The organism is Aeromonas sp. R1-1 (assembly GCF_040908495.1).
GTDB lineage: Bacteria > Pseudomonadota > Gammaproteobacteria > Enterobacterales > Aeromonadaceae > Aeromonas > Aeromonas veronii.
Map to the genome: position 1 here is coordinate 1 of NZ_JBFODV010000072.1, position 7,109 is coordinate 7,109.

Annotated in this window: 7 protein-coding genes and 1 pseudogene; 3 read left to right on the top strand and 5 right to left on the bottom strand. The window is 61.7% G+C overall.

Annotation, left to right across the window (positions count from 1 at the left end; translation table 11 throughout):
- Together AB5Y92_RS04215 and tyrS are read right to left on the bottom strand one after the other, a co-directional pair.
- Window positions 1-167: pseudogene (locus tag AB5Y92_RS04215) on the bottom strand (lipase); the annotation flags it as partial.
- Window positions 168-335: 168 nt separating this feature from the next.
- Window positions 336-1,601, bottom strand: a complete 1,266-nt coding sequence (gene tyrS, locus AB5Y92_RS04220) for a tyrosine--tRNA ligase (protein ID WP_368225688.1) — start codon at window positions 1,599-1,601, stop codon at window positions 336-338.
- Between the two features lie 145 nt (window positions 1,602-1,746).
- Between tyrS and AB5Y92_RS04225 the strand changes: the two genes are divergently transcribed.
- Window positions 1,747-2,595: a LuxR C-terminal-related transcriptional regulator gene (locus tag AB5Y92_RS04225; protein ID WP_368225690.1), complete on the top strand. Its 849-nt coding sequence runs from the start codon at window positions 1,747-1,749 to the stop codon at window positions 2,593-2,595.
- A 12-nt stretch (window positions 2,596-2,607) separates the two neighbouring features.
- Here AB5Y92_RS04225 and AB5Y92_RS04230 read toward each other — a convergent pair whose 3' ends face one another.
- Window positions 2,608-3,384, bottom strand: coding sequence for an ABC transporter substrate-binding protein (locus AB5Y92_RS04230; RefSeq protein WP_058058128.1), 777 nt, complete (start codon window positions 3,382-3,384; stop codon window positions 2,608-2,610).
- Window positions 3,385-3,493: 109 nt separating this feature from the next.
- Complete coding sequence (locus tag AB5Y92_RS04235) at window positions 3,494-4,726, bottom strand: hypothetical protein (RefSeq protein WP_368225691.1); 1,233 nt, start codon at window positions 4,724-4,726, stop codon at window positions 3,494-3,496.
- 222 nt (window positions 4,727-4,948) lie between these two features.
- On the opposite strand from AB5Y92_RS04235, the gene AB5Y92_RS04240 reads away from it, so the two are divergent.
- Window positions 4,949-5,266, top strand: a complete 318-nt coding sequence (locus tag AB5Y92_RS04240; RefSeq protein WP_040068766.1) for a DUF1496 domain-containing protein — start codon at window positions 4,949-4,951, stop codon at window positions 5,264-5,266.
- A gap of 321 nt (window positions 5,267-5,587) precedes the next feature.
- The gene (locus AB5Y92_RS04245) at window positions 5,588-6,112 is read left to right on the top strand and encodes a GrpB family protein (protein WP_368225693.1); all 525 of its coding nucleotides are present in this window, start codon (window positions 5,588-5,590) and stop codon (window positions 6,110-6,112) included.
- Between the two features lie 75 nt (window positions 6,113-6,187).
- Here AB5Y92_RS04245 and AB5Y92_RS04250 read toward each other — a convergent pair.
- On the bottom strand, window positions 6,188-7,109 hold a 922-nt coding region (locus AB5Y92_RS04250), incomplete at its 5' end, for a catalase (RefSeq protein ID WP_368225695.1).

Genomic DNA, 7,109 nt, shown 5'->3' on the forward strand with positions numbered 1-7,109 from the left:
TCCCGGCTCAGGGCCTGGGGAATGCCGTAGAAGTAATCGACCCCGAGCAGCTTGTCGAAGCCGAACAGGCCGTGCACCAGCACTATGGGGTAGCGGGTCTGGGTGTATCCGCTGGCGTGTGCCAGCATGGGCAGGGTGCAGAGCAGCACCAGAAGCCATCTCTTCATCATCAGCATCCTTGTTGATTCGTGAGGAACAGATTGTGTGGCGTACTCCATGTTCGCCGGTGCCAGTATGGTGGCTGCTGATGGGAGAGGCTGTGAGGGGGATCGCAACTCGGGATTCAAAAGGGATTGAGGGTACGGGCGGGGAGGCTGTGCTCCCCGCCCTGCGGCTTATTGCCACTCCACCAGGTGATACTGCTTCTTGCCCCGGCGCAGCAGCAGGTAGCGACCAAACAGCCGATCATCGGCACTCAGCTGTTCATCCTGCTTGATCACACCATTGAGGCTGATGGCCCCCGCCGCCAGCAGCTCGCGGGCGATGCGTTTGGAGTTCGCCAGACCGCAGCTGACCAGCAGGCTGATCAGATCCGTCTCGCCGCTGACGGTGCTGCACGGCATGCCATCCTGCGCCAGCTGGGCCAGATCGCTCTCGCCGAGGCGAGCTACATCGCCGCTAAACAGCAGTTCGCTGATGCGCTGCACCGCAGCCAGCGCCGCTTTGCCGTGTACCAGCTCGGTCAGCTCGTTCGCCAGCACCTGCTGGGCCTGCTTTCGCCCCTGCCGCTTGGCATCTTCCGCCTCCAGTGCATCAATCTCGCTCAGCGACATAAAGCTGTAGTAGCGCAGGAAGCGGTAGACATCCTCATCCGCGGTACCGAGCCAGAACTGGTAGAAGGCGTAAGGGGAGGTGAGCGCCGGATCGAGCCAGACTGCACCACCCTCGGTCTTGCCAAACTTGGTGCCGTCCGCCTTGGTGATAAGGGGCAGGGTCATGCCGTGCACCTGTGCCTGATGGAGACGACGGGTGAGATCCATGCCGCTGGTGATATTGCCCCACTGGTCGTTGCCGCCAATCTGCAGGGTGCAACCGAGCCGCTGGTGCAGCACCGCAAAGTCGTAGGATTGCAGCAGAGCGTAGGAGAACTCGGTGAACGAGATGCCCTGATCCGGGCGGGCCAGTCGCTGGCGCACCGACTCCCGCGCCAGCATTGCATTGACCGAGAAGTGCTTGCCGATATCCCGCAGAAAATCGAGGGCGGACATCTGCCCCATCCAGTCGCCATTGTTGACCAGTTGCGGGGCCGACAGGCCCTCATCGGCGGGCAGCAGCGCCCTGATTTGGGCCGACAGGCTGGCGACCCAACCCTGCACGGTATCGGCACTGTTGAGGCTGCGCTCGGTCGCCTTGAAGCTGGGATCGCCAATAAGGCCGGTTGCCCCGCCCACCAGTGCCACCGGGGTGTGGCCCGCCAGCTGGAAGCGGCGCAGCATCAAGAGCGGCACCAGATGACCGATATGCAGGCTGCCGGCGGTGGGATCGAACCCGCAATAGACGGTGCGCGGGGTGGCAAGATGATCGGCCAGGGCCGCCGGGTCGGAATTCTGGGCCACAAGGCCGCGCTCGGTCAGCTCATCGAGCAGGTGGGGGTTGATCATGGGTGCTCCAACAACAGGGGAAAAGCCGTCATCCTCGCCGTTCTGGCCGGTGGCGGATATGTCCCCTGAGGGACAGTTTTGCCACTCTCGTGTTAGCATTCAGCCATAGCGGGGAATCGCTCCCCGTCACCGGAAACGTGCCACCATGACCCAGCCATTCACCACAGATGCCTTGACCCGCAGCATGACCGAGGTGGTCGATGCCCTGCACAGCAGCGCCTTTCCGGCGGCGCTGGTGCGGCTGATCCAGCAACAGGTGGCGTTTGATTGCGCCCTGCTGCTCGGGGTGGGGCAGCGCCCCGTCTACCTCTACGACAACCTCAATCATCAGCGGGCTCTGTTGTTTGACCGCTACCTCACCAGCCACTTCAGTCAGGATCCCTTTATGCAGGCGCTGGAGCAGGGCTTGCCTGCCGGCGTCTGGACGCTGGCGCAGGTCTCCCAAGGGCGGCTCGATCCCGAATATCGCCACCACTTCTATCAGGCCACCGGCTGGCAGGAGGAGGTGGGGCTGATCCTGCCGGTGCGGGACGGGCTGACGCTGATGTTGTTTCTGGGGCGACTCGACAAGCGCAGTACTCTCAGCCGTGACGAGCTGGCGAGGCTGGAGCTGCTGTTCCCGCTGGTGCATTCGCTCTGTCGTCAGCAGTGGCGGCAGAGCCAGCCGCTGCTGGCCCAGAGCACGGCGCTGCCAGATAGCGCCAGCCTCAAGAGCGCGGTGGAGCTGGCGATGGCGAGTGTCGGGGGGGATCTGCTCACCCGGCGCGAGCGGCAGGTGGCGGAGTTGCTGCTGCAGGGACTGGATACGGAGGCGATTGCCGCAGCGCTCGGGATTGGCAGCGGCACGGTGAAGAATCACCGCAAGCATCTCTATGGCAAGCTGCGGCTCGGCTCGCGGGCCGAGCTGTTCAATCTCTTTCTGAACCACCTCATTACGGCGCCGGTGGAGGCATCGCAGGCGTCATCGGCGGGAGATAGAGAGAGCCCGCCATAGGGTGGGCCGGGGTTACTCGAGGCGCGGGATGGTGGGAGTGGTTTCGGGCAGGATACTGAGCAACTGGTAGCGCTTCATCAGCTGCTTGTATTCATCCCCCTGTCTGACCTTGTCCAGCGCCTGTTGCAGGCGGGCAACCTGTTGCTTGTCTGCCCTCAGGTTGAAGGCGAAGCAGTTGTCCTGCTCTTCAATGATCGCGACGGTGACAAAATCCTCGCTGGGGAAACCCAGCTCTTTGGCCTGATGGCGCAACATCACCTCGTTGCCCGCCACCAGATCGGTGCGTGCCATGATGAGCTGGCGCACCACCTGATCCATGCGCTCCACCGACATCATATTGCCCGGGCTGATCCCGCGGTTGAGCAGCAACTGCTCCCCGACATCTGCCTGCATCACACCAATCTGCAGCTTGGCGAGATCCGCTTTGCTGGCCACTTTGGGGGCATCCTGCTTGCGGCCGACCAGAGCGACCCTGGAGTGGCTGATGGGGCAGACCCAGAGGAAGTGGGGATCCCGCTCCTTGGTGTGCGCCGTGGTAAAGAGCACGGCCTCTTGCTGCTGGGTCAGCAGATACCAGCCGCGGGCCCAGGGCAGAAAGTGGATGGGTTGCTCCGGCTCTCCCATTTCGCGCCACATCAGGCGCAGCAACTCGACCGCCAACCCCACAGGCTGACCATTTTTATCCAGGCCATTGAGTGGCATGTTCTGCTCCGAATAGTAGATAAGTGCCGGAGCTGGGAGCGCGATAAACAGGGCGAGAGAAGCGAGAGCAGGGAGCAGACGACGCATGATGCACTCCTTGTGCGGGTAGTTACCTAACAGTCTATGTGGCCTTTTCCATAACGTCATGATCCGGTAGCGGGATAAAAAACAGGCCACCTTTCGGTGGCCTGTCTGTTTATTTGAGCAGGGCTTCCATCTCCGCCTCTGCCTTGGCGCGCGCCTTGGCCTCCGCCGCTCTGGCTGCATCGGCGACGCTCTCTCCGGCCGTATGGGATGCGGCACTGACGGCCTGCCGGGCTGGTTCTGCAACGGCCTTGGTTGCCTCTTGCGTCACGGTAGCGGCGGCACTGCTGACTGCCTGTTTGGCCGGAGCGGCAACGGCTTTGGTGGCTTCTTTTGTCACGGTTGCTGTAGCGCCGCTGACGGTCTGTTTGGCCGGAGCGGCAACAGCCTTGGTGGCCTCTTGCGTCGCGGTCGTAGCGGCACTACTGACGGCCTGTTTGGCAGGAACGGCAACAGCCTTGGTGGCTTCTTGCGTCGCGGTCGCAGCGGCGCTGTTGACGGCTTGCTTGGCCGGAGCAGCAACGGCCTTGGTTGCATCTTGCGTCGCGGTCGCAGCGGCGCTGCTGACAGCCTGTTTGGCAGGTGTGACAACGGCTTTGGTGGCCTCTTGTGTCACGGTGGCGGTGGTGCTGCTCACAGCTTGCTTGGCTGGCGCAGTGACAGCGGTGGTTGCACTACCAGTCAGATCGGTCGCGCTCTGGCTCACCGCTTGGGTAGCCTGCCCTGTGGCGTTTGCGGCTGCACCGCTGATAGCCTGGCTGGCGCTGTTGGTCAGCGAGCCGGTGACGCCGCGGGTCACTGTGCCCAGCGCGCTGCCAAGGGAGAAGGGGGAGGCGCTACTCTGACTGGTCGCCGCCCCAGTCAGGGCATTGGCCGCCGGGGTGAGCTGGCTGGTGGGGGTCTGCCAGCCCTGCATGGCGGTTGGCCAGGTCGGTGCCGTGCCCGCCAGATTTTCGCCGAAGGTCAGGGTGGTGCCATCCCCTTTTTGCAGCAATACAGACATCTGGTTGGTTTGCGAGTTCCACACCATCCCCGCCTGCTTGGCGATATCCGGCACGGGCGCATATTCGGAGACCACATAGAAAAGCGGCCCCTCCTGCTGTAACTTGTCGGCAGTCTTGAGCAACTGCATGGTGCTGTCGTAGTTGGGGCCAAGGATGGCGGTCATCCGGTCCTTGATCAGGGGTTGTTCGAACAGATTGACCTCGTTCGGGTCAAAGCCGACCAGCGGCTTGAGCAGGGCCCACATCAGCTGGCTGGTGGGGCTCATCATCAGCAATGGGGCAACGCAGGCGGACAACATCAGGCTCAGGCAGGCCGCCTGAAGCAACGGCATGATACGCATTGGGATAATATCCAAATAACGATTTGATAAATAAGGTTATATTTTGTCAGGACGTGACAAATTCACCGGAAGTTTGCGCGTGGCAGCGAGAGACTGCCCGCAGGCGCTGGCAGGCTACCATATTGGTTCCACAATGCCAGCAGGCAGTATGATTGTCAGTCAAGTAAACCCCGTGGCTGGTCGACTCTTCGAGAGTGCCCCCATTGCAACAGGATCCCTCTCATGAAAAATGTACAGCTCTGCTTGCTGGCCTCCCTCTGGCTCGTCCCCGCTCTGGCCGCGTCCAAAACCACTGTGGTGGGCGAGTCTGCCAGTCCCGAGCTGGTGTTGCCGCTGGGCTCATTGCCCGAGCGGGTCTGCTGGTTTGCGGATCAGAAATATTCCGAAGGGGCCCGTATTCTGCAGGGAGATATCTGGCTGGAGTGCGGCCCGCAGAACGACCTCGAGAGCAATGGCCCGTTGGCTTGGCGCTCTCCTGCGGTGGTGTTGCCTGCCACCCGTGGTGCGAAAGATCAGAAGACGATTTCCGTGGGTCAGTGAGGCTTTTCTTGATCCAGCTAAAGACATGGACGTGATCCCTGTCGCATAATGCAGCTCCTTTCTTCTCTTGGCTGGAACCTAAGAAATGGCTCGTCGCTCTTCCAATGCACAACGTCGTCGCAGTAGCTGGTGGTACAAACGCCTGTTGGCAAGGGAGCGGGAAGAGCGTGAAGCGCGTTCCGTCCGGGATTGATACAGCATTGAAAAACGGAGCCTCTGGCTCCGTTTTTGTTGTTGGCAATTTGCCGTCTGGTTATCTTGTCCACCCATCGCATACCCTGTTGCCCGATGCCATCGGCAACTATCCAGAGAGCTGAAACTGTGAGAGTCGACGTTGTCTCCTACAACCCCCAATGGCCAGCCTGCTTTGTAGCTGAAGAGGTTCAATTACGCAGTGCGCTGGATAACTGCTTGCTAGCTGTCCACCATATCGGCAGTACCTCTGTCGTCGGTTTGGCCGCCAAGCCCATCATCGACATCATGCTGGAGGTATCATCGCTGGAGCAGCTCGATGAGCAGAATGGTCAGCTGGAGGCGCTGGGCTATGAGGCGATGGGGGAGTGCGGGATTGCGCACCGCCGCTATTTTCGCAAGGGGGGTGATGAGAGAACCCACCAGATCCACGCCTTCTTGCAAGGGGATGACCATGTGCATCGCCATCTGGCCTTTCGTGACTATCTAAGGGCCCACCCTGCGGTATGCCGGGAATACGCCGAGTTAAAGCAGGCGGTAGCCGCGAGCTGTCAGCACGATATCGAGCGCTACTGTGCGGGCAAGAATGCCTTTGTGAAAGAGCACGAGGCGAACGCGTTGCGGTGGCAGGCCGGGCAGGTGCCTGCTCTCTGAGCGAGCTTGCTCGCAATAGAAAACGGGGGCCATCAGGCCCCCGTTTTGTTTTTGCAGATGTTGCCTGCTTGTGGCTTAGCGCTGCAAGGCGGCCAGTGCCAGTTCGACCCGTTTGGCGTACTCGGGGTCGGCCTGCTCGAAGTGTTTGAGCTGGGCCGCGACGATGGCGTCATCCTCCACATTGATAAGGGAGCGGGCCAGGTTGGCGGCGAGCCGTGAACGCTGCCCCTCGTCCATGATGCGGAACAGGTTGCCCGGCTGGCTGTAGTAGTCGCTGTCGTAGTCGCGAAAATCGTAGTGCAGGGCAGCCCCTTCCAGACTCAGCGCCGGTTCGTGCTCCTCGCTCGGCTGCTGGGTGCCAAAGCGGTTCGGCTGATAGTTGGGGCTGGCGCCGCCATTGCTGTCGCTGCGCATGGCGCCATCACGATGGGCACCGTGGTGGAACGGGCAGCGCGGGGCGTTGACCGGCAGCAGACCATGGTTGACGCCGAGGCGATAGCGCTGGGTGTCACCGTAGGAGAAGAGCCGCCCTTGCAACATGCGATCCGGCGAGAAGCCGATACCGGGCACCACGTTGGCCGGGGTAAAGGCGGCCTGCTCCACATGGGCGAAGTAGTTGTCCGGGTTCTGGTTGAGCTCCAGCACGCCCACCGGGATCAGCGGGTAGTCGCTGTGCGGCCACACCTTGGTGAGGTCGAACGGGTGGATGTTGTAAGTCTGGGCTTCGGCCTCCGGCATCACCTGCACATAGACCTTCCAGCGCGGAAAGTCGCCCCGTTCGATGGCGTTGTAGAGATCCGCCTGACTGGTCTCCCGATCCTGCCCGACGGCGGTGGCGGCCTCTTCATCGGTGTAGAAGCTGTGGCCCTGCTCGGTCTTGAAGTGGAACTTGACCCAGAAGCGCTCGTTGGCATCGTTGATAAAGCTGAAGGTGTGGCTGCCGTAGCCGTTCATCTCCCGCAGGCTCTTGGGGATGCCGCGATCGCTGAACAGTATG